Genomic DNA, 19,746 nt, shown 5'->3' with positions numbered 1-19,746 from the left:
TGGACAGCGCCGGGAACTAGTGTCTGCTGTTATGCGTGTCATCTACAACGAGCAAATGGCCGATCTCGCCCACCTGGTGGGCGAGATGGCCGGTCTCGCGGGTACGGCCATGGACCGGGCCACCCAGTCGCTGCTACAGGCCGATCTCGCGCTCGCGGAGCAGGTGATCACCGAGTCCGACCGGATCGCCGAAATGATCACCGACGCCGAGGAGAAGGCGTTCGCGCTGCTCGCGCTGCAGGCGCCGGTCGCCGGTGACCTGCGCCAGGTGGTCAGCGCCATCCAGATCGTGCAGGACGTGAACCGGATGGGCGCGCTTGCCCTGCACGTAGCCAAGGTCACCCGCAGGCGCCACCCGAACCACGCGCTGCCGGAATCGGTGAACGGCTACTTCGCCGAGATGGGCCGCATCGCGGTGAACATGGGCGCGGGCGCCAAGGAAGTGCTCGAGACCCGCGACCCCGAGCGCGCCGCGCAGCTCAACCAGGACGACGAGGCGATGGACGACCTGCATCGCCACCTGTTCACCCTGCTGATGGACCGGGACTGGAAGTACGGCGTCGCCGCGGCGGTGGACGTCACCCTGCTCGGCCGCTACTACGAGCGTTTCGCCGACCACGCGGTGGAGATCGGCCGCCGGGTCATCTTCCTCGTCACCGGCGTGCTCCCCGCGGACCCCGACGCCGAAGCCTGAACGCGCCGCCCGACGCGCACTGCTGCCGGGCAACAGCAGAGGGCACGCGCGGATCGCGAACACTTCCTCGGCCCCGGCGAACACGCCGGGGCCGAGCTGTATGCGGCTCGATCCGCCACCGCCCCTTCGAACCGTAGCTACCGACAACGACGAAATCGGCCCCGGCACTTTCTCTTGGGGCCTAGTGGTCGTCGCAACGCCCCAGTTCGGGGAGACCGCGCGGTGCGATGCCGTCGCCGCGGAACTCAACGGCCGCCCACGCAAAACGCTCGGCTGGGAAGCCCCAGCCGAGCGCCTGCACAAACTATTCGCGGCCTGATTCAACGACTCACGTCGCGACGGCCCCTGTCACTATCCGGCGACGATCCATCCGTACGAGCCCCGGCCGAATGAGTAACAGATCCACTTCGTCGTGCCCTCGTAATGAGTGTTGCCAACGGAATACGCATCGCAAGGCGCTGTTGGCGCAGCCTCAGCCTGCGGGGCAAGCATCGTCGTGGCCAAGATCGCGGCCACACCGACCAACGCACCGGAGAACAATCGTACTGCCATCACGAATCCTCTTTCGCTTCAATAGATTCCAGAGGTCGCGTCATTCGACCCCCCCTTGTTTCGCAGCCTACCGAACCGCGCTGGAAGAGACAATGACTCGAGCACACCTCGGCCGATCCCAGAGCGTGGGCGATCAACTGAAGACAAGGCCTGCCCGACATGTCGAGCAGGCCTTGGATTGCCAGTCGCCAAAAGCAGGCGAGGCGTGCGAGCGAAGTGATTACCCGAAGCGACCGGAGATGTAGTCCTCCGTCGCCTTCTGGCCCGGGTTGGAGAAGATCTTCTCGGTGTCGTCGATCTCGATCAGCTTGCCCGGCTTGCCCTGGGCCTCCAGGTTGAAGAAGCCGGTCTGGTCGCTCACACGCGCGGCCTGCTGCATGTTGTGCGTGACGATGACGATCGTGAATTCCTTCTTCAGCTCGGTGATCAGGTCCTCGATCGCGAGCGTGGAGATCGGGTCGAGCGCCGAACACGGCTCGTCCATCAGCAGCACGTCGGGCGAGACCGCGATGGCGCGGGCGATGCACAGACGCTGCTGCTGACCGCCGGACAGGCCGCCGCCCGGCTTGTCGAGGCGGTCCTTGACCTCGTTCCAGAGGTTGGCGCCGCGCAGCGAGCGCTCGGCGACCTCGTCGAGCTCCTTCTTGTTGCGCACTCCCTGCAGCTTCAGCCCGGCCACCACGTTGTCGCGAATCGACATGGTGGGGAAGGGGTTCGGCCGCTGGAACACCATGCCGATGGTGCGGCGCACGCCGACCGGGTCGACGGTGGCGCCGTAGATGTCCTCGCCGTCCAGCAGCACGGCGCCCTCAACGCGGGCGCTCGGGGTCACCTCGTGCATGCGGTTCAGCGAACGAAGCACGGTGGACTTACCGCAGCCGGACGGGCCGATGAAAGCGGTCACGCTGCGCGGCAACACGGTGAGCGAGACATCGGCAACCGCGTGGAACTTGCCGTAGTAGATGTTCAGGTCTTTGACGTCGATGCGCTTGGCCATCTGAATATCCGTTCGCTTCTATCGGTTCCGCGTGAGCAGCTTGTTGACGCCCGCCGCCGCCAGGTACAGCAGCGCGATGAGCAGGATCAGCGTGAGCGCCGCGCCCCATACTCGTTCGCGGCCCGCCGCTTCGGGGTTGGCCAGCTCTTGGTAGATCAGCAGCGGCAGCGAGGCCATGTTGCCGTCGAAGAGGTTGGTGTTGATCGACTTCGCGTAGCCGACGAGCACGAGCACCGGCGCGGTCTCGCCCATGACGCGGGCGAGCGCGAGCAGGGTGCCGCTGATCATGCCGGGCGCGGCGGTCGGGATGACGATCCGCACGATCGTCTTCCACTTGGGAATGCCGAGGGCGTAGGAGGCCTCGCGCAATTCGTCCGGCACCAGCTTCAGCATTTCCTCCGTGCTGCGCACCACAACGGGCAACATCAGCAGCACCAGCGCCAGCGACACCGCGAAGGCGCTCTGGGGCGCGCCGAGCGTGGCGATCCACAGCGCGAAGATGAACAGCGCCGCGACGATCGACGGCACGCCAGCCAGGATGTCGACCATGAACGTGGTGACCTTGGCGAGCCTGCCGCGGCCGTACTCGACCAGGTAGACCGCGGCCATGACGCCGAGCGGCACGGCGATGATCGCCGCGACCGCCGATTGCACGATGGTGCCGTAGATGGCGTGGTAGACACCGCCGCCGAACTGGTCGGGCAGGATGCCCTTCTGCGAGTTCTGCCACCACGTGACGGACAGGATCGCGCCGATGCCCTTGCTGATCACCATCCACAGCACCCAGCACAGCGGCACGAGCGCGATGGCGAAGCAGGCGGTCACCAGACCGGTGGCGAGGTGGTTCTTCAGCCGCCGCGAGGTGCTCACGTGCCGGAAGGTCGGAGCCTTCACCGGCTGGTCGAACTTCGTCAGCGTTGCCATCAGCCGTTCACCTTTCCGCCTGCCGCGAGCCGGGCCAGCGCGTTGACCACGAAGGTCAGCGCGAACAGCACGAAGCCCGCCGCGATGTAGGCACCGGTCGGCAGCGGCGAACTGAATTCCGATGCCGCCGAAGCGATCTTGGAGGCGAAGGTGTAGCCGCCGTCGAACAGCGACCAGCCGCCCGCCTGTGCCGAGGTACGCAGCACGACGAGCACCGCGATGGTCTCGCCGAGCGCGCGACCGAGGCCGAGCATCGAGCCCGCGATCACGCCGCTGCGCCCGTAGGGCAGCACCGTCATCCGCACGACCTCCCACTTGGTCGCGCCGAGCGCCTGCGCGGCCTCGATGTGCGAGACCGGCGTCAGGTTGAAGACCTCACGCGAGACCGAGGTGATGATCGGCAGGATCATCACCGCGAGCACGACGCCCGCGGTGAAGATCGTGCCGCCGCCGGAGATCGAGACATTGCCGTCGGAGAACAGGAAGAACCAGCCGAGGTTCTCGTTCAGGAAGCGCTGCACCGGCTCCAGCTCCGGCGCCAGCACCAGAAATCCCCACAGGCCGAAGACGATCGACGGCACCGCGGCGAGCAGGTCGACCAGCATCGCGAACGGACGGGCCAACCCTTTCGGCGCGTAGTGGGTCAGGAACAGTGCGATGCCGACACCGATCGGCACCGCGATCACCAGCGCGAAGATCGAGCTCAACACCGTGACCATGAGCAGGTCACGGATGCCGAACCGCAGGTTGTCCGCATTGCTGGTGCTGAACTCCGTGCTGGTGAAGAAGTTCACCTGGTCGGCCCTGAGCGAAGGCACCGCGCGAATCAGTAGGAACAACGCGATCAACGCGATGGAAGCGACGATGATCGCGCCCGCGGCCGTCGCGAGCGAGCGGAAAACCACCTCGGCGCGCTGGCTGTGGGGCGGACGGCTCTTCACCGGGGCCGGCTCGGTGTTCGTATCACTCGGCATCTGCGCAGTATCTCCAGCCGCCGACGGGCCCGTCGAATCCGACGAGCCCGGGGCGGTCACCTCAGGGTGCACGGTCATGACTGTTCTGCGATCAGGAGATGGCGTTGATCGCGGTGGTCAGGCGGGTCTTGAACTGCTCGGGGATCGGGATGTACCCGTTCTCCTCCAGGCCGTTCTGGCCGTTGGTGACAGCGGAGGTCAGGAACGCCTTGACGGCTTCGCCCGTCGCCGGGTCGCTGTACTTCGAGCACACGATCTCGTAGGTCGCCATCATGATCGGGTAGGAGCCCGCCACGGTCGGCTTGTAGAACGAGCTGGTGTCGAGGACCAGGTCGTTGCCCTCGCCCTTGATCTTCACGCCGTCGATGGCCTTGCCCGCGGTCTCGACCGACAGCTTCACCGGGTCCTTGCCCGCGGAGGTGACGATCTGCGCGACGGAGAGGTTCTGCGACTTGGCGAAGGACCACTCGTTGTAGGTGATCGAGTTCTTGGTGCTCTTGATCGCGGCCGAGGTGCCCTCGTTGCCCTTGGCGCCCTCGCCGACACCGCCGTTGAAGGTCTTGCCGGCGCCCTTGCCCCACGCGCCGTCGGCGGCGGCGTCCAGGTAGAGCTGGAAGTTGTCGGTGGTGCCCGACTCGTCGGAGCGGAAGATCACGGCGATCTTCTCCGAGGGGAGCTTGGCGTTCGGGTTGAGCGCCTTGATCTCGGGGGCGTCCCAGGTGGTGACGGCGCCGTTGAACACCTTGGCGGCGGTCGGGCCGTCGAGCACCAGGTCGGTCACGCCGTCGATGTTGTAGGTGATGGCGATCGGGCCGAAGACGGTCGGCAGGTTCCACGCCGGGGCGCCGCAGCGCTCCTGAGCCTTGGCGGGCTCTTCCTTCTTCGAGCTGAGCGGCGAGTCGGAGCCACCGAAGTCGGTCTGGCCGCCGATGAACTCGTTGACGCCCGCGCCGGAGCCGCTGGAGGTGTAGTTCAGGGTGTAGCCGTCGCAGTTCGCCTCGTAGGCGGCGATGAAGCGCTCCATGGCGTTCTTCTGCGAGGAGGCGCCGCTGGCCTTCAGCGACTCCTTGCCGCCGCAGGCGACGTTGGAATTGGCGGCGTTGCTCGCGTCGCCGGTGGTGTTGTCATCGCTGCCACAGGCGACGAGGGGCATGGCGACGGCGGCCAGCACACCGACCAGGGCGCTGCTGCGCTTGAGATTCACTATTCCTCCGGGAATCGCGTCCGACACGCCCGGTCCCTCACCGGCCCGGGCGGGTTTCGTGGTGCCGTTCGCGGGGAACTTGCGCACCAGGCAGCGGCTGCACTGCCCTTAAGTAACGTAAAGTCGCCCGGTTGACAGTTGGACCAAGCTGAGTGAACGCAAGGTGAACAGCCCTTCGCGATTGGGTCTGTTTTGTGTGACATTTGCCGCAGCTTTACTGGTCGGCCCCGGCAGGTCACTTTCGCGCCATGTCTCGTTGGTGCCGCTGTCGGTTTTCGACCCATGGCCGGTTCCCGGTGATGATGCCGGTCCTCTTGCCGCGCGAGCAGGGCCATCGACTCGGCTGCCCGTCCCGGGGCGAGCCGATCGCATCGGGTGCGCGCGGGCCCGGACGGTCAGGTCCGATCCGGTTCGGCGTCGGCCGGTCGACGGGAGCCTGTACGAGTCCGCCGGAAGCTGGGTGCGGGGGCCGATGTGCCGACCTCACTGTTCCGCGGCGTAAGCGACGTCGACGTGGGCGGTGGTGAACCCGAGGCGGGTGTACGTGTGGACGGCGGCGGTGTTGTCGGCTTCCGTGTACAGCAGGACTTCCGGGAGAGCGCGGTCGCGCAGGTGGTGCAGACCCGCGAGGGTGAGCAGGCGGCCCAGACCGCGGCCTTGGGCCGCGGGATCGATGCCGACGATGTAGACCTCGCCGACCGGGGGGTTCTCCTCGTGGTGCACCTTGGTCCAGTGGAAGCCGAGGATGCGCGAGGGGTCGTCGGCTGCGGTGGCGATGAACAGGCCTTTCGGGTCGAACCACGGCTCGGCTCGGCGCACGTCGATTTCGCGCTCGGTCCAGCCGCCCTGCTCGGGATGCCAGCTGAAGGCGGCGTTGTTGACGCGCAGCAGTTCGGCGTCGTCGGCGGGGCCCGAATAGGTGCGCAGAACGATTCCGTCCGGCACCGTCAGCTCGGGTAGCTCCGGCGTTGCCAGCGGGCGCCGCATCTGCCACAACTCGCGCGCGGTCACCAGGCCCAGCCGCGCAGCGACCGCCTTGGCAGCGGGTCGATCGCCGTGCGCCCACACCCGCGTCCCCGCCCCGCCTTCCGCCAGCGCGGCGCGCACGAGTTCGGTTCCGACGCCTCCCCCGCGCGCCTCCGGATCCACGGCCACCTCCGCCATAGCTGGGTGATCACCATGCGCCGCAACGAGATTGGCGTACCCGACGATCACGCCCGCACGCTCGGCGACCAGATGCCGCGCCGCACCCCGCTCGCTCAACGAAAGCACGGCCTGCTCGGAAACGGGCGCCACGCCATCGACGGAGGTGGCCCGCCCGAGCAACTCCCGCACCGCCCGCGCGTCACCGGCGTCCAGCTCGTCGGCCCATCGCAGATCGACCACGACCTACCCCTCTCCCATCCGGCGTCACCGAGGACACCACCGCGCGCGGCGCCAACTCGACACCGCCCTCCGAAGTCTGTCAGCGCCCTGAGCGGCCGCGGCATTCCGGGGCGGGTCGGCCGACGCAGCCCACCGCCCGCCACTCGACGGAAGCCGCAGTATTCCGGGGGGCGCCGACCCGCGCGGTGTCACCTCATGGTCCGCGCCATCGACCGGCTGTCACCGCGTCACGAAATGCCCGAATCGACGGGAGTCGAATGGTGGTTCTCGGCGCGTGTCGAGCAGCCATTCGACTACCGTCGAATCCATTTCTCTATCGACGGGAGAGAAATGGTGGTCGGGTCGGCCTCGGCCTTACGGCACCGAACCGTTGACGGGCGTCAGGGTGGAGTCGTCGCCTTCGGAATCGTCGTCGGAGAAGGTGACGGGCTCGCCCTTGGCGGCGGTGCGGGCGGGGCGGACCGCCTTGTAGCCGACGTTGCGGACCGTGCCGATCAGCGATTCGTATTCGCTGCCGAGCTTGGCGCGCAGGCGGCGGACGTGCACGTCGACGGTGCGGGTACCGCCGAAGAAGTCGTAGCCCCACACCTCTTGCAGCAGCTGGGCGCGGGTGAACACCCGGCCCGCGTGCTGGGCGAGGTACTTGAGGAGCTCGAACTCCTTGTACGTGAGGTCGAGTGGGCGGCCGCGCAGCCGGGCGGTGTAGGTGCCCTCATCGATGACGAGCTCGCCGAGGGTGATCTTGCCCGTGTTCTCGGGGCTCGCCACGCCGCCGTTGCGGCCGACGAGCAGGCGCAGCCGAGCGTCGAGTTCGGCGGGGCCGGTGCCGGGCAGCAGGATGTCGTCCAGACCCCAGTCCGCGTTCACCGCGACGAGGCCGCCCTCGGTGAGCACCGCGACGACCGGTACCGACGAGCCGGTGCTGCCGAGCAGACGGCAGAGTCCGCGCGCGGCGGCGAGATCGGTGCGGGCGTCGACCAGCGCGACATCGGCGGTACCCGCCTCCAACAGCGACGCCACCTCGGTCGGGGCGGGCCGCACGTTGTGCGCGAGCAGCGCGAGCGACGGCAACACCGACTCGGGGTTGGGGTCGGAGGTCAGCAGGAGCAGCTCCACAAGCCCTCCTCCCATCTCGTAGCGCCGGGGCAACAGCAGCGTTGCCGAAAGCCACATCGCTAATTCATAGGTAATCGAGTGCAAGATTAGCGCGTCGACCCCGATGACCTCGCCATCCGGGTGACCGGTGAGACCGTCGCGACCCGCGAGACGCCATCGCATTACTGTTCATGGCATGCGCAAGCTGATCATCGGACTGCTGTGTCTCGCGGGTTTGGCGGTCGTCGTCGATTTCGGCGCCGCCGCGTACTCCGAGTACCGCGTCTCGCGCACCCTGCGCGAGGGAGCCGATCTCAGCGCCGACCCCGAGGTGACCATCCACGGCTTCCCGTTCCTCGGCCAGGCCCTCGACGGCCGGTACCAGAGCATGGTGATCCGCGCGGCCGTCGTCCGCCCCGACATTCCCGGCGAGATCTCGGTGGACGCGACGCTCACCGGCGTGCACGCGAGCATGAGCGACCTGGCCGACGGCAACGTCCGCAAGGTGCCGGTGGAGAAGGTGCAGGCGGCGATGCGCATCGAACCGGTCGAACTCGGTCGCCTCTTCAATATCCCCGATCTGCAAGTGCATTCGCGCCCCGCGGACAAATCGGACGGAACGGGCGGCTCGGGCGGCACCGGCATGACGACCGAGGGCGCGCTGGTGCTCACCGGCACGCTGCCGGGCAGCACCGCCCAGCCCGGCAAGTCCGGCGCGCAGAACGGTGACAAGGTCGCGGTGCAAGCCGAGCTGACGCTCGACGGCGACCAGGTCAAGATCGTCGCCACCGGCTTCTACCGCAGCAGCGACACCGACCTGACCACCACGGCCGTCGTCCCCGAAGCCGACCGTCCCGCCGTCCTCGCGCGCTTCACGCGCACTATCGATACGAAGGACCTGCCCTTCGGCGTGCGCCCGACCAAGGTGTTCGCGCTTGGCGGGCAGATCTTGGTCGAGGGCAAGGGAGAGAACGTGACGATCGACCTGGACCGGCTGCAGAGACCATGACCGAAATCACACTGCTCGCTGTCGTTCTGATCATCGCGCTCGCCGTCGGGCTGGCGCTGCGCGGCAGGCACGGCAAGTTGCGGGCGGCCGCTCCCAACGAAACGGGCTCCGCACGCGCCGACCTGCTCGCCGCGGTGGGCGTCACCGGCTCGGGTCCCGCGGTGGTGCACTTCTCCGCCGACTGGTGCGGACCGTGCGACGCGGTTCGCCGGGTGGTTGCCGGAGTCGCGACTGATCTGGCGGAGACCCCGCGCCCGCCGCAGGACATCGAGGTCGACATCGACGCCGAACCCGCGCTGGCCAAGGAGCTGAACGTGCTGTCGCTGCCGACGACGTTCGTCTTCGACGTCGAGGGCAAGGAGCGCTTCCGCATTTCGGGCGTGCCCAAGGCGGGCGATCTCCGCTCCGCGTTGGCCCCCTTGACGGGGCAAAACCAGTCCTGACGCCGTCGGATGGCGACTGTGACGTACCCCGGGTCCAATTCTCCGTCCCAATTGGGTAAACTGCCTCTCGTGCAAGCCAACCACGAGCTGATGCTCACTCGACGTCGCACAGTTGATCTGTGTCGGCTCGGTGGTTGTTGCTGCCTGTGCCGCTGATCGGTCGGCTTCCCAGTCTTTCCTGACGCCGACCGCTGCCCGCCGCGCGAGTGATCTCACGATCCCCCGGCGAACTGGCAACTTTCCAGCCAATCAACGCATTCAGCGCAGGAGTACGCACAATGTCCACCGAAACCCGGAACACTTCCGAAGACCAAGCCATTCCCCTCGCGATCGACCGCGTCGACGTGCGCGGTCCGCGCTTCGCGGCCTGGATGACCACCGCCGTCCTCGTCCTAGTGCTGCTGGCCGCGGCTGTCTCGCCCGTCGCCGCCGCGGTCCTGATCGCGCTGCAGGCGGTCGTCTTCGCGATCGGCGCGGCCGCCGGTCCGCGCAAGCACCCGTACGGCCGGATCTTCGCCACGTTCCTCGCGCCGCGCCTCGCTCCCGTCAGCGAGACCGAGCCGACGCCGCCGCTGCGATTCGCGCAGCTGCTCGGCTTCGTGTTCGCGGCCGTCAGCCTGCTGGGCTTCGCGCTCGGCTCCACAGTCGTCGGCGCGGTGTTCGCCGGCTTCGCCCTGTTCGCGGCGTTCCTGAACGCGGCGTTCGGGATCTGCCTGGGCTGCCAGATCTATCCGCTGGTGGCCCGCCTTCGCCGGAACAAGGTCCACGGCGCCGTCCGCGGGCCCTCCGTGGTTACGCAGGCTTCCGCCTCCGGGCCTGACGCTCCCGCCGCGGTCTCGGCACCGAACTGACCCTGCAAGTCATATCTGAAAGGAACACAATGGCTCGCTCCGATGTCCTGGTCTCCGTTGACTGGGCCGAAGAGAACCTCAACGCCCCCGGCGTCGTCTTCGTCGAGGTCGATGAGGACACCTCCGCCTACGACGGCGGTCACATCGAGGGCGCCGTCCGGCTCGATTGGAAGAAGGACCTGCAGGATCAGGTTCGTCGTGACTTCGTGAACCAGGAGCAGTTCTCCGATCTGCTCTCGGCGCGCGGCATCTCGAACGACGACGAGGTCATCCTCTACGGCGGCAACAACAACTGGTTCGCCGCGTACGCCTACTGGTACTTCAAGCTGTACGGCCACAACAACGTCAAGCTGCTCGACGGCGGCCGGAAGAAGTGGGAGCTGGACGGTCGTCCGCTGTCCACCGAGGCCGTGAACCGTCCCGCCACCCAGTACAAGGCGTCGGCGCCCGACCTGTCGATCCGCGCGTTCCGCGACGAGGTCATCGCGGCCATCGGCACCAAGAACCTGGTCGACGTGCGTTCGCCCGACGAGTTCTCCGGCAAGATCCTCGCTCCCGCGCACCTGCCGCAGGAGCAGAGCCAGCGTCCCGGCCACATCCCGGGCGCCATCAACGTGCCGTGGAGCAAGGCGGCCAACGAGGACGGCACCTTCAAGTCCGACGCCGAGCTCGCCGAGATCTACAAAGAAGCCGGTCTGGACGGCGAGAAGGACACCATCGCCTACTGCCGCATCGGCGAGCGTTCCTCGCACACCTGGTTCGTGCTGCAGGAGCTGCTCGGCCACCAGAACGTCAAGAACTACGACGGGAGCTGGACCGAGTACGGCTCTCTCGTCGGTGCACCGATCGAGTTGGGAGCGTAATCAATATGTGTGCAGCACCTACCCAGGGTCAGGCCATCCCCGCAGGCGTCGACGTGGAGAAGGAGACGGTCATCACCGGCCGCGTCCTGAGCACCGACGGTCAGCCGGTCGGCGGCGCGTTCGTGCGTCTGCTCGACGGCAACGGTGACTTCACGGCCGAGGTCGTCGCCTCCGGCACCGGTGACTTCCGCTTCTTCGCGGCTCCGGGCTCGTGGACCGTGCGCGCGCTGTCCGCCGCGGGCAACGGCTCGGCCGAGGTCCGTCCCGAGGGCGCGGGCATCCACGCCGTGGACGTCGCGGTCGCCAAGTAAGGCACGTCGAACCCCAACGGCCCCGGCGCTTCCCCCCGCGGAAGCTCCGGGGCCGTTGTGTTGCCCGGAAGTCGCGCTCGTTAGACTCCGAGACGTGGTCCTCTTCTTCGAAATTCTGCTGGTCCTGGTGTCCGTGCTGATCGGCTGGTTCGGTCTGTACGTCTTCTACCGGCTGTTCACCGAATCATGAGTGAGCGAAGCGAGCGAATCATGTGCCAGCGTGCGTCACGCATGCCGGAGTCGAGCGCCAGCGAGACGCAGGCATGAGTGACCTCGCGAGCGAAGGTTCCGATCCGGCCGAGCGAGCGAGTGAACAGATGAACGGCAGCGCTCCCGCCGAAGGGCAGCGGCGCAGCGGCGACCAGGCCGTGGCCGAGGCCGCCGAACGCGCCAAATCGACCGGCGCCCGCAACATTCCGGTGCTGCCGGACCTTCCGCTGCCCGAGGACACCGCGAACCTGCGGCTCGGTCCCGATCTGAGCGCCGCCATGCTGGCCCTGCTGCCCATGGTCGGCGTGTGGCGCGGCGAAGGCGAGGGCAACGACCCCGAGCGCGGGGACTACCGCTTCGGCCAGCAGATCGTCGTCTCGCACGACGGCGGCGACTACCTCTCCTGGGACTCCCGCTCCTGGGTCATCGAGGAAGACGGCAGCTACGGCGGACCCGATCTCCGCGAAAGCGGTTTCTGGCGGGTCGGCATCGACGGCAACGACGAGGTCATCGAGCTGCTGCTGACGCACAGCTCCGGCATCGTCGAACTCTTCTACGGCACCGCGCTCACCCAGTCCTCCTGGGAGTTGGCCACCGACGTGGTGATCCGCAGCCAGTCCGGCGTCGTCGTCGGCGGAGCCAAGCGGCTCTACGGCATCATCGAAGGCGGCGACCTCGCCTACGTCGAGGAGCGCATCGTCGCCGACGGCCCCCTCGAACCCCGCCTCTCCGCCCGCCTCCAGCGCTACATCGGGTAGCAGCGCTTGCACCGTGTTCCGCGCCCGTCGAGCGGACTGATCAGCCCCGTTGCCCGATGGTCGTCAGGTCGATGTCGATCGGGAAAGGCACGCTGACCTTCAGCCGGTCATGGAAGATGCCGATGGGGACATAGCACTCGGTAGCGGGGCGGATCTCGTATGCGTAGACCGTGGCCGAGTCGTTTTCGTCGCGCTCGACCCGCCAGTGGTGCGGGATGCCCGCTCTGGCGTACTTCGGCGGCTTGGTCTCGCGGTCGCGCTCTTCGGTGCCGGGTGACATTACTTCGACAGCCAGGATTACGTCTGCGGCGAAGTAGTAATTCGACGGTTCCTCGCGTTCGAAAGCCTCGGCGGTCACTACAAGAACATCCGGTTCGGGCATTTGACGCTTCGCCAAGTGCACGGCCATTTCGCGTTCCGCACGTAGCTGCCGAGGGGCTTGCAGGTCCAGCTCCCTGCGGAGGAACGAGACGACGCGGCTGTGCCATTTGGTTCGCGGGCTCGCGAAGACCAAACCGGCGTCGATCAATTCGGTGTGTTTCGGAAGCCCGCGCAGGTTCAGGAATGCCTCGACGGTGTAGCCGCCGCGGGGTGGAATCACCCAGTCTGGGAGTGGCTCGACGGACATCGGCCCACCCTAGCGGCACCGCGCAAGCAGGGCTGCGGAAATGGAACGACCCCCGAGCCGTACCCGGCGGGTTCGGAACCTGCGCGGGTCCCGGTCGGACAAGACCGGGGGCTCGGGGGTCGGGTGACTGCCTGGTATTCGCTCGGCGCCTCGCGCGGGCGGATACCACCTGCAGCGGTGGCGCTAGCGGACAGCCACCTCACGTGTCCTGGAATTACTCATTCTTCGAACCACCTCCTTCCCGTGTACTGACGAAACTAGCGAAGGATCGGCAGGTCGGCAACGGATTTTCGCGCGGGGCGGAATCGGCCCGATATTCGACCGTGACCTGGGCTGACGCGTCGACGTGGACGACCGCGTCGGCCCGATGTCCATCCGGCAGCTGATGTGTGACGACCACCACTGTGCGATCCGCATCGACCAGTCCGCTCGCGGGATCGAGCAGGGCGCGCAGCAGGTCGGCGCCGTCCTCGGCCTCGAGGTGTTCGGTCGGCTCGTCGAGCAGCAGGACACGGGCCGGTGCGAGCAGCGCGCGGGCCAGCAGGAGGCGGCGGCGCTGTCCGCCGGAGACCGCGGCCGCCCCGCCGACCAGCTCGGTGCGGATACCGTCCGCGAGCGAATCCAGCCAGTCGCCCAAACCGACCGCGCGCAGCGCCTTCTCGGCCTCGGCTTCGGTGATGTCGCCGCGAGCGACCCGCAGGTTCTCCAGGACGCTTGTGCCGAACAGGTGGGCGTCCTCGGCGAAGAACGTGGTGTCGGGCCGAGGAGTGTCGAACAGCCCGGCCCACGACATGAGCAGCGTGGTCTTGCCCGCACCGCTCGGACCGACGACGGCGATGCGGCGACCGGCAGGCAGCTCGGGCAGTTCGCGCACTCCGGATTCTCGGCGCGGGTCGGCGGCCTCGGCGGCGGAGAGCCTGCGCAGCGCGGCCCGCGCGGTCGTGATGGCCTGCGCGGCGGCCGGTAGAGGCCCGACCGCTTCGAATGCCGAGAGCGGCAGCAGCACCAGGATGGTGAGCGCCATGGGCGTCATGGCGCCGGGCGCGCCGCCGGTCGGGCCGTAGATCGCGATGCCGATGAGCAGGGCGCCGAGCACGCTGGCCCCGATGGCGAGCGGGGTCGCCGCGGCGGCCGACGCGGTGTGCGACGCGGCCTTGTCCTCGGCGGCGACCGCCCGTTCGCCCGCCTTCTTCGCCGCCGCCAGCGCCGCGTCCAGTCGTCCGGCGACGCGCAGTTCGGCCGCGTGGTCCAGCACGGTGAGCGCTTGCGCGGTGAATTCGGCGCGGTCGGCGCGCACCGCGGTCTCGGCTTCCCGCGCGGCCCGCGCCGAGAGCCAGGGCGCGAGAATGCCCGAAACCCCGAGCGCCACGGCGAGAATCACCGCCGCCGCGACAGAAATCGTGGCGAGCAGCCCGATCGCGGCGAACGCCAACACGATGGCGACCACGATCGGCACCAGCGCCCGCACCACGACCGCGCCGAGATCGTCGATATCGCTGCCGATCCGGACCAGCAGATCACCGCGCCGCAACCGCGCCGCGCTCCGCGGCTCCGCGTTGGTGCCGCGCGCCCGGCGCAACCACACATCCGAGCCGGCCAGCGTGCGGTAGACGCTCGTGCGCGCGGTGGTCATCGACCGCAGCGCGACATCGTGCGTCGCAAGCCTTTCCAGATACCGGCACAGTCCGCGCGAAATACCGAGCGCCCGCACCGAAACCACCGCGACGCTCAAATCCAGCACCGGCGGCATCTGCCACGCCCGCGCGATCAACCACGCCGCCAATGCCGCCAGCCCGAGCCCACTCCCGAGCGCCAGCACGCCCCAACCGACCGCCACCGCGACCCGCCACGGGGAAAGCTCCAGCAGACTCCACATCCTGCGGAAGTCGCCAGAGATCGACCCACCCGCAGGCCTGGTGTCTTTCGTGCTCACACGGGGATCGGCAAAGCCATCCGCAGCACGCTGGTCCTTCGCCCTCATGACCCGCTACCCCCACACTCCGAAGCCCGCACGCGCCGGCGACCGCCGCCCGACCGCCGCTGCGCCGTGCCACCTCTCAGCGCGGCCACTTCCGCATCGAACGGCTGCGAGCCGACATTCCACCGCCACCGCGCCTTGCCGCTGCACAGCGCAGGCGCTCCCGCACCGGACGACCCCGAGCCAACGCCCGACCGCTCAGCGCGGGCATGTTCGCATCGAACGGCTCCGAGCTGGGCCCCGGCTTGCCACCACTCAGCGCGGGCACTGCCGCGCCAGAGAGCCACCGGTTGAGGCGGACCAGTCACCCGGCGCAGTCGAGCGGCGATCGTGTGCTCCATGCCGTGCGCGCTCATGATCCACTCACCCCGTCGAAGACCGAGGCACGTACGGGCACAACGTGATCGGCGGCGGCCAGGACGGTGGCGCGGTGGCCGATGACGACGACCGTGGCTCCGTCGCGGGCTTTGGCGTGGAGGGCGGCGAGGACGGCGGATTCGCTCGCGGCGTCGAGGTGGGCGGTCGGTTCGTCGAGCAGGAGGATGGGGCGGTCGGCGGCGAGCACCCTGGTCAGGGCGAGGCGCTGGCGCTGGCCGAGGGACAGGCCGGTGCCGCCGGCGCCGACGACGGTGTCCCAGCGATGCGGCAACTCGTCCAGCACGGCGTCGAATCCGGTAGCGGCGCAAGCGGCTTCGAGGACCGCCCGGCGATCCGAATCGTCGGCCGCCCGCGCGCCGAGCAGTTCCAGGTTCTCCCGCAACGTCCCTGGCACCAGCACCGGCCGCTGCGGCAGCCAGGCCACCCGCGCCCACCACGCCTCGGCGTCCAGCTCGCGCACATCGGTTCCGTCGACCAGTACACACCCGTCCTCCGGCCGCACCAGACCGAGCATCGCGAGGAACGCCGTCGACTTGCCGCTCCCATTGGGCCCGGTCAGCACGGTCACCGCGCCCGGAAGCAACACCGCGGAAAGCCCATCCGGCGCCAACCCGTCCCGCGCCCGAACACCGAGTTCGCGAAGCTCGATGCGGCCGGGAGACTCGGTCTCGGATGCCGCGAACAGCTCAGCGCTTTCGACCACCGAGCGTCCGGCACCGCCACCCAGGTCGGGCGCCTCGTCCGGCTCCAGGATCGCGAATGCCTTGTCCGCCGCCGCCATCCCGTCCTGTGCCGCGTGGAACCGCTCCCCCACCATCCGCAGCGGCAAGTACACCTCGGGCGCGAGAATCAGCGCGACCAACCCGTCGTACAGGCTCATTCCGCCGTAGACCAGGCGCAGACCGATGGATACCGCGATCAATGCCACGCTCAGCGTCGCGAGCAGCTCCAGCACCATCGAGGACAGGAACGCGATCCGCAGCGCCCGCATGGTGCGCGATCGCAGCGCGTCGCCGAGTTCGCGGACGCGATGCTCCATCGTCCGAGCTCGCCCGTCGCCTGCCCGGCGCGCGCCCTCCGGCTCGGCATCCCGCCGCGCCGATCTCTCGTCCTGCCGCGCACGCGCCGAACTGCGAGCCGCCGCATCCGCGCCCGGCTCCGGGGGCGAACCCGCGTCCGACTGTGCCGCGCCGCCTTCCCTCCCCAACGCGCGCAACGTCGGCATCCCGGCGAACAAATCCAGCAACTGGTCCGAAAGTCGAGTCGTCGCCTCCAGCGTCGCCGCCGCCCGCCCCTGCGTCAGCAACCCGATCAGCACCATGAAGATCGGAATGAGCGGCAACGTGACCACCGCGATCCCACCGGACACCGGATCGTGTATCGCGATGACCGCCAACACGATCGGCGGCACCAGCACCGCGAGCAACAGCGCGGGCAGGTACCCGCTGAGATAGCCGCGCAGCCCCGAGAGACCGGTCCCGACCACAACAGCGAGCTCTGTTCTCCGACTCTCCAATTCGCGCGGCGATAGTCGCGCGCCGGCCGCCAACACCGCCGTCTCGAGCTCCGCGACCACCCCGGCACCGGCCCGATGCGCCACCCTGGCCTGCACCCAACTCGCCGCCACCCGCGCACCGACGGATACGACCAGCACCGCGAGTTCGGTTGTCCACGAGCCGAACCCGCGCGCACCGGGATCTGTGATGACCCCGGCGAGCACCCGAGCCAATGTCACCGCGGTGACCACGATCGACACCGTGATCACCACGGACAACCCGACACTCAGCACCAGATACCGGCGTGCCGAGCGGGCGTACCGCCACAGGCGCGGGTCGACGGGCGGACGTGCCATGGCCGATCAGTCCTTGCCCTGCCTCGGCGGCAGACCGATGTGCGCCGGAATGTGGTCCACCGTCAGGCGTTTGCGGAAGACCCAGTAGGTCCACGCTTGGTAGCCGAGCACCACCGGCGTGACGATCACCGCCGCCCAGCTCATCACCTTCAGCGTGTACGGCGTGGACGACGCGTTGTCGATGGTGAGGTGGAAGGCGTCATCGATGGTGGAGGGCAACACGTTCGGGAACAGCGAGCCGAACAGCAGCACCGTGGCGGCCGCGATGGCGAAGGTGGTTCCGGTGAACGCCCATCCGTCGCGTTCGGCGAATACCGCCACCGCCGCGACCAGGAGCCCGAAAGCCGCCACGCCCAACGCGATCCAGGTCCAGTCGGCACCGTAGGCCAGCTGCGTCCAGAGTCCGAAACCGCCGACGACGAGCGCGGTCGGCGCGAGCAGCAGCCGCGCGATACGCACCGAGTCGGCCCGGACCTCGCCGCCGGTCTTGAGGTTGACGAAGATCGCGCCGTGCAGCAGGAACAGCAGGCCGGTGGTCAGCGCGCCGAGCAGCGCGTAGGGGCTGAACAGGTCCGCCACCGTGCCGACGATCTGCTTCTTCTCGTTCAGCGGCACCCCGCGCACGATGTTGGCGAACACCCAGCCCCACGCGAGCGCAGGGACCCAGGAACCGATGCCGATACCGATGTCGCAGCGGGCCCGCCAGACCGGATCGTCGATCTTCGCGCGGTATTCGATGGCGCAGATGCGCAGGATCAGCGCGATCAGGATCAGCAGCAGCACGAAGTAGAACCCGGAGAAGAGGCTCGCGTACCACTCGGGGAAGGCCGCGAACATCGCGCCCGCCGCGGTGATCAGCCACACCTCGTTGCCGTCCCACACCGGGCCGATGGTGTTGAGCACCACGCGACGCCGGGTGTCGCTGCCCTTGCCGAGGATCGGCATCAGCATGCCGACGCCGAAGTCGAAGCCCTCCAGCACGAAGTAGCCGGTGAACAGGACGCCGATCAGAACGAACCAGAACTCTTGCAAATTCATCGTCGGTCTCCTCAGTACGCGAACGAAAGCTGTTCGACGGCAGGTTCTTCGGCGCCCTTGCGGTCGCCGGGACCGCCCGTGTCGTCCGGGCCCTCAGGTTCCCGCGCGTGCGGCTGCTCAGGACCGGCGATCACGTACCGCCGCATCAGGTAGAACCACACCACCGCGAGCACGCCGTAGAGCAGGGTGAACACCACCAACGAGGTGATCACGGTGCCCGCCGAGTGGTCCGAGACGCCCTGCTGCACCGTCATCCGCAAGTTGGGGTCACCGGTCGGGTTCGGCACAACGACCCAAGGCTGGCGGCCCATTTCGGTGAAGACCCAGCCCGCGCTGTTGGCGAGGAACGGCGTGGGAATGGCAAGCAGACTCAGCCACGAGTACCACCGCTGGTCCGGCACCCGCCCGCGCCTGGTGAGCCACAGTCCGGCGAGCACGAGCAGCAGCGAGCCCGCGGCGAGGCCGATCATCGCGCGGAACGACCAGTAGGTGACGAAGAGGTTGGGCCGGTAGTCGCCGGGACCGTACTTCTCGATGTAGGCCTTCTGGAGATCCTGCACACCGTCGAGGGTGACGTCGCTGAACTCGCCCTTGGCCAGGTACGGCAGCACGTACGGCACCTCGATGACGTGGGTGACGCTGTCGCAGTTGTTGTGCGTGCCGACGGTGAGCACCGAGAAATCCGGATCGGTCGCGGTGTGGCACAACGATTCCGCCGAGGCCATCTTCATCGGCTGCTGCTCGAACATCAGCTTGCCCTGGATGTCGCCGCTGAGCACCAGCGCGAGACCCGAGACCACGATCACCCACATGCCCGCGCGCCCGCCCGAACGCCACATGGTGCGCGCCTCGGCCGCCTTCGCCGGGTCGCCGCTGCGCGCGTTGCGCACCATCCACCAGCCCGCGATGCCCGCGACGAAAGTGCCCGCGGTGAGGAACGAGCCGGCGACCACGTGCGGGAAGGCCGCCAGCGTCGTGTTGTTGGTGAGCACCTCCCAGATGCTGGTGAGCTCCGCGCGCCCGCGTTCCGGGTTGTACCTCGCACCGACCGGGTGCTGCATGAACGAGTTGGCGGCGACGATGAAATAGGCCGAGGCGTTCACGCCGATCGCGACCATCCAGATCGCGCCGAGGTGCAAGAGTTTCGGCAGCCGCGTCCAGCCGAAGATCCACAGACCGATGAAGGTCGATTCGAGGAAGAAGGCGACGAGGGCTTCCAGCGCGAGCGGCGCGCCGAACACGTCGCCGACGAAGCGGGAGTATTCGCTCCAGTTCATGCCGAACTGGAATTCCTGCACGATGCCGGTGGCGACGCCGAGCGCGAAGTTGATCAGGAACAGCTTGCCGAAGAACTTCGTCAGCCGGTACCAGTGATCCTTGCCGGTGATCACCCACGCGGTCTGCATGCCCGCGACGAGCGGGGCGAGCCCGATGGTCAGCGGGACGAACACGAAGTGGTAGACGGTCGTGATACCGAACTGCCAACGCGAGATGTCCAGCACACTCATCCGACCCTCCAGCAATGTCTACGACATGTCGTAGTAAATGCTACGTGCCGGGGTCCGGCAATCAACGTGCGTTAGGACACGGCGCCTCGGTAG

At 68.2% G+C, this 19,746-nt stretch carries 18 protein-coding genes; 7 read left to right on the top strand and 11 right to left on the bottom strand.

Annotated features, from left to right (window positions below; all coding sequences use genetic code 11):
- Positions 1-31: 31 nt before the first annotated feature.
- Complete coding sequence (phoU, locus tag NAM01S_RS26955; RefSeq protein WP_067790441.1) at positions 32-694, top strand: phosphate signaling complex protein PhoU; 663 nt, start codon at positions 32-34, stop codon at positions 692-694.
- A gap of 772 nt (positions 695-1,466) precedes the next feature.
- Here phoU and pstB read toward each other — a convergent pair.
- The 6 genes from pstB to NAM01S_RS26925 all read right to left on the bottom strand — a co-directional run bounded on the left by pstB (position 1,467) and on the right by NAM01S_RS26925 (position 7,847).
- Positions 1,467-2,243, bottom strand: coding sequence for a phosphate ABC transporter ATP-binding protein PstB (gene pstB, locus NAM01S_RS26950; protein WP_067790438.1), 777 nt, complete (start codon positions 2,241-2,243; stop codon positions 1,467-1,469).
- A gap of 18 nt (positions 2,244-2,261) precedes the next feature.
- Positions 2,262-3,167: a phosphate ABC transporter permease PstA gene (gene pstA / locus NAM01S_RS26945; RefSeq protein ID WP_174554867.1), complete on the bottom strand. Its 906-nt coding sequence runs from the start codon at positions 3,165-3,167 to the stop codon at positions 2,262-2,264.
- On the bottom strand, positions 3,167-4,141 hold the full coding sequence (pstC, locus tag NAM01S_RS26940; RefSeq protein WP_097247867.1) for a phosphate ABC transporter permease subunit PstC: 975 nt from the start codon (positions 4,139-4,141) through the stop codon (positions 3,167-3,169). Before pstC ends, pstA begins: the two co-directional genes overlap by 1 nt.
- Before the next feature lie 91 nt (positions 4,142-4,232).
- Positions 4,233-5,345, bottom strand: a complete 1,113-nt coding sequence (pstS, locus tag NAM01S_RS26935) for a phosphate ABC transporter substrate-binding protein PstS (protein WP_157107924.1) — start codon at positions 5,343-5,345, stop codon at positions 4,233-4,235.
- A 483-nt stretch (positions 5,346-5,828) separates the two neighbouring features.
- Complete coding sequence (gene mshD / locus NAM01S_RS26930) at positions 5,829-6,722, bottom strand: mycothiol synthase (RefSeq protein WP_174554869.1); 894 nt, start codon at positions 6,720-6,722, stop codon at positions 5,829-5,831.
- A 363-nt stretch (positions 6,723-7,085) separates the two neighbouring features.
- Positions 7,086-7,847: a winged helix-turn-helix transcriptional regulator gene (locus tag NAM01S_RS26925; RefSeq protein ID WP_067790574.1), complete on the bottom strand. Its 762-nt coding sequence runs from the start codon at positions 7,845-7,847 to the stop codon at positions 7,086-7,088.
- Between the two features lie 175 nt (positions 7,848-8,022).
- On the opposite strand from NAM01S_RS26925, the gene NAM01S_RS26920 reads away from it, so the two are divergent.
- The 6 genes from NAM01S_RS26920 (at position 8,023) to NAM01S_RS26895 (ending at position 12,271) form a co-directional block, all read left to right on the top strand.
- Positions 8,023-8,835: an LmeA family phospholipid-binding protein gene (locus NAM01S_RS26920; protein WP_067790430.1), complete on the top strand. Its 813-nt coding sequence runs from the start codon at positions 8,023-8,025 to the stop codon at positions 8,833-8,835.
- Positions 8,832-9,278: a thioredoxin family protein gene (locus NAM01S_RS26915; protein ID WP_067790428.1), complete on the top strand. Its 447-nt coding sequence runs from the start codon at positions 8,832-8,834 to the stop codon at positions 9,276-9,278. Before NAM01S_RS26920 ends, NAM01S_RS26915 begins: the two co-directional genes overlap by 4 nt.
- A gap of 278 nt (positions 9,279-9,556) precedes the next feature.
- Complete coding sequence (locus NAM01S_RS26910) at positions 9,557-10,129, top strand: DUF4395 domain-containing protein (RefSeq protein ID WP_084483335.1); 573 nt, start codon at positions 9,557-9,559, stop codon at positions 10,127-10,129.
- 29 nt (positions 10,130-10,158) lie between these two features.
- Positions 10,159-10,992, top strand: a complete 834-nt coding sequence (locus NAM01S_RS26905; RefSeq protein WP_067790425.1) for a sulfurtransferase — start codon at positions 10,159-10,161, stop codon at positions 10,990-10,992.
- 5 nt (positions 10,993-10,997) lie between these two features.
- Positions 10,998-11,303, top strand: a complete 306-nt coding sequence (locus tag NAM01S_RS26900) for a DUF1416 domain-containing protein (RefSeq protein ID WP_067790422.1) — start codon at positions 10,998-11,000, stop codon at positions 11,301-11,303.
- A gap of 263 nt (positions 11,304-11,566) precedes the next feature.
- Positions 11,567-12,271, top strand: coding sequence for a heme-binding beta-barrel domain-containing protein (locus NAM01S_RS26895; RefSeq protein ID WP_067790420.1), 705 nt, complete (start codon positions 11,567-11,569; stop codon positions 12,269-12,271).
- A gap of 40 nt (positions 12,272-12,311) precedes the next feature.
- Here the strand turns inward: NAM01S_RS26895 and NAM01S_RS26890 are convergent, their stop codons facing one another.
- The 5 genes from NAM01S_RS26890 to NAM01S_RS26870 form a co-directional block, all read right to left on the bottom strand.
- Positions 12,312-12,899, bottom strand: a complete 588-nt coding sequence (locus NAM01S_RS26890) for a Uma2 family endonuclease (protein ID WP_067790417.1) — start codon at positions 12,897-12,899, stop codon at positions 12,312-12,314.
- 214 nt (positions 12,900-13,113) lie between these two features.
- Positions 13,114-14,775 carry an ATP-binding cassette domain-containing protein gene (locus NAM01S_RS26885; RefSeq protein WP_067790414.1) on the bottom strand — a complete coding sequence of 554 codons (1,662 nt, stop codon included), beginning with the start codon at positions 14,773-14,775 and terminating at the stop codon, positions 13,114-13,116.
- Between the two features lie 454 nt (positions 14,776-15,229).
- Complete coding sequence (locus NAM01S_RS35355; protein ID WP_067790411.1) at positions 15,230-17,107, bottom strand: ABC transporter ATP-binding protein/permease; 1,878 nt, start codon at positions 17,105-17,107, stop codon at positions 15,230-15,232.
- Positions 17,108-17,113: 6 nt separating this feature from the next.
- Positions 17,114-18,145 (bottom strand): cytochrome d ubiquinol oxidase subunit II, encoded by a 1,032-nt coding sequence (gene cydB / locus NAM01S_RS26875; RefSeq protein WP_067790408.1) that lies wholly within the window; start codon positions 18,143-18,145, stop codon positions 17,114-17,116.
- Between the two features lie 11 nt (positions 18,146-18,156).
- Positions 18,157-19,653 (bottom strand): cytochrome ubiquinol oxidase subunit I, encoded by a 1,497-nt coding sequence (locus NAM01S_RS26870; protein WP_067790406.1) that lies wholly within the window; start codon positions 19,651-19,653, stop codon positions 18,157-18,159.
- Between the last annotated feature and the right edge of the window lie 93 nt (positions 19,654-19,746).

The sequence above is a fragment of the Nocardia amikacinitolerans NBRC 108937 genome, from assembly GCF_001612615.1.
Classification (GTDB): domain Bacteria; phylum Actinomycetota; class Actinomycetes; order Mycobacteriales; family Mycobacteriaceae; genus Nocardia; species Nocardia amikacinitolerans.
This window is presented reverse-complemented; position numbering and strand designations above follow the sequence as displayed.

Bases quoted from the DNA above. Each gene is read 5' to 3' on its own strand.
- phoU (WP_067790441.1), top strand. From the start codon at position 32: ATGCGTGTCATCTACAACGAGCAAATGGCCGATCTCGCCCACCTGGTG.
- pstB (WP_067790438.1), bottom strand. From the start codon at position 2,243: ATGGCCAAGCGCATCGACGTCAAAGACCTGAACATCTACTACGGCAAG.
- pstA (WP_174554867.1), bottom strand. From the start codon at position 3,167: ATGGCAACGCTGACGAAGTTCGACCAGCCGGTGAAGGCTCCGACCTTC.
- pstC (WP_097247867.1), bottom strand. From the start codon at position 4,141: ATGCCGAGTGATACGAACACCGAGCCGGCCCCGGTGAAGAGCCGTCCG.
- NAM01S_RS26920 (WP_067790430.1), top strand. From the start codon at position 8,023: ATGCGCAAGCTGATCATCGGACTGCTGTGTCTCGCGGGTTTGGCGGTC.
- NAM01S_RS26915 (WP_067790428.1), top strand. From the start codon at position 8,832: ATGACCGAAATCACACTGCTCGCTGTCGTTCTGATCATCGCGCTCGCC.
- NAM01S_RS26910 (WP_084483335.1), top strand. From the start codon at position 9,557: ATGTCCACCGAAACCCGGAACACTTCCGAAGACCAAGCCATTCCCCTC.
- NAM01S_RS26905 (WP_067790425.1), top strand. From the start codon at position 10,159: ATGGCTCGCTCCGATGTCCTGGTCTCCGTTGACTGGGCCGAAGAGAAC.
- NAM01S_RS26900 (WP_067790422.1), top strand. From the start codon at position 10,998: ATGTGTGCAGCACCTACCCAGGGTCAGGCCATCCCCGCAGGCGTCGAC.
- NAM01S_RS26895 (WP_067790420.1), top strand. From the start codon at position 11,567: ATGAGTGACCTCGCGAGCGAAGGTTCCGATCCGGCCGAGCGAGCGAGT.
- NAM01S_RS26890 (WP_067790417.1), bottom strand. From the start codon at position 12,899: ATGTCCGTCGAGCCACTCCCAGACTGGGTGATTCCACCCCGCGGCGGC.
- NAM01S_RS26885 (WP_067790414.1), bottom strand. From the start codon at position 14,775: ATGTGGAGTCTGCTGGAGCTTTCCCCGTGGCGGGTCGCGGTGGCGGTC.
- NAM01S_RS35355 (WP_067790411.1), bottom strand. From the start codon at position 17,107: ATGGCACGTCCGCCCGTCGACCCGCGCCTGTGGCGGTACGCCCGCTCG.
- cydB (WP_067790408.1), bottom strand. From the start codon at position 18,145: ATGAATTTGCAAGAGTTCTGGTTCGTTCTGATCGGCGTCCTGTTCACC.
- NAM01S_RS26870 (WP_067790406.1), bottom strand. From the start codon at position 19,653: ATGAGTGTGCTGGACATCTCGCGTTGGCAGTTCGGTATCACGACCGTC.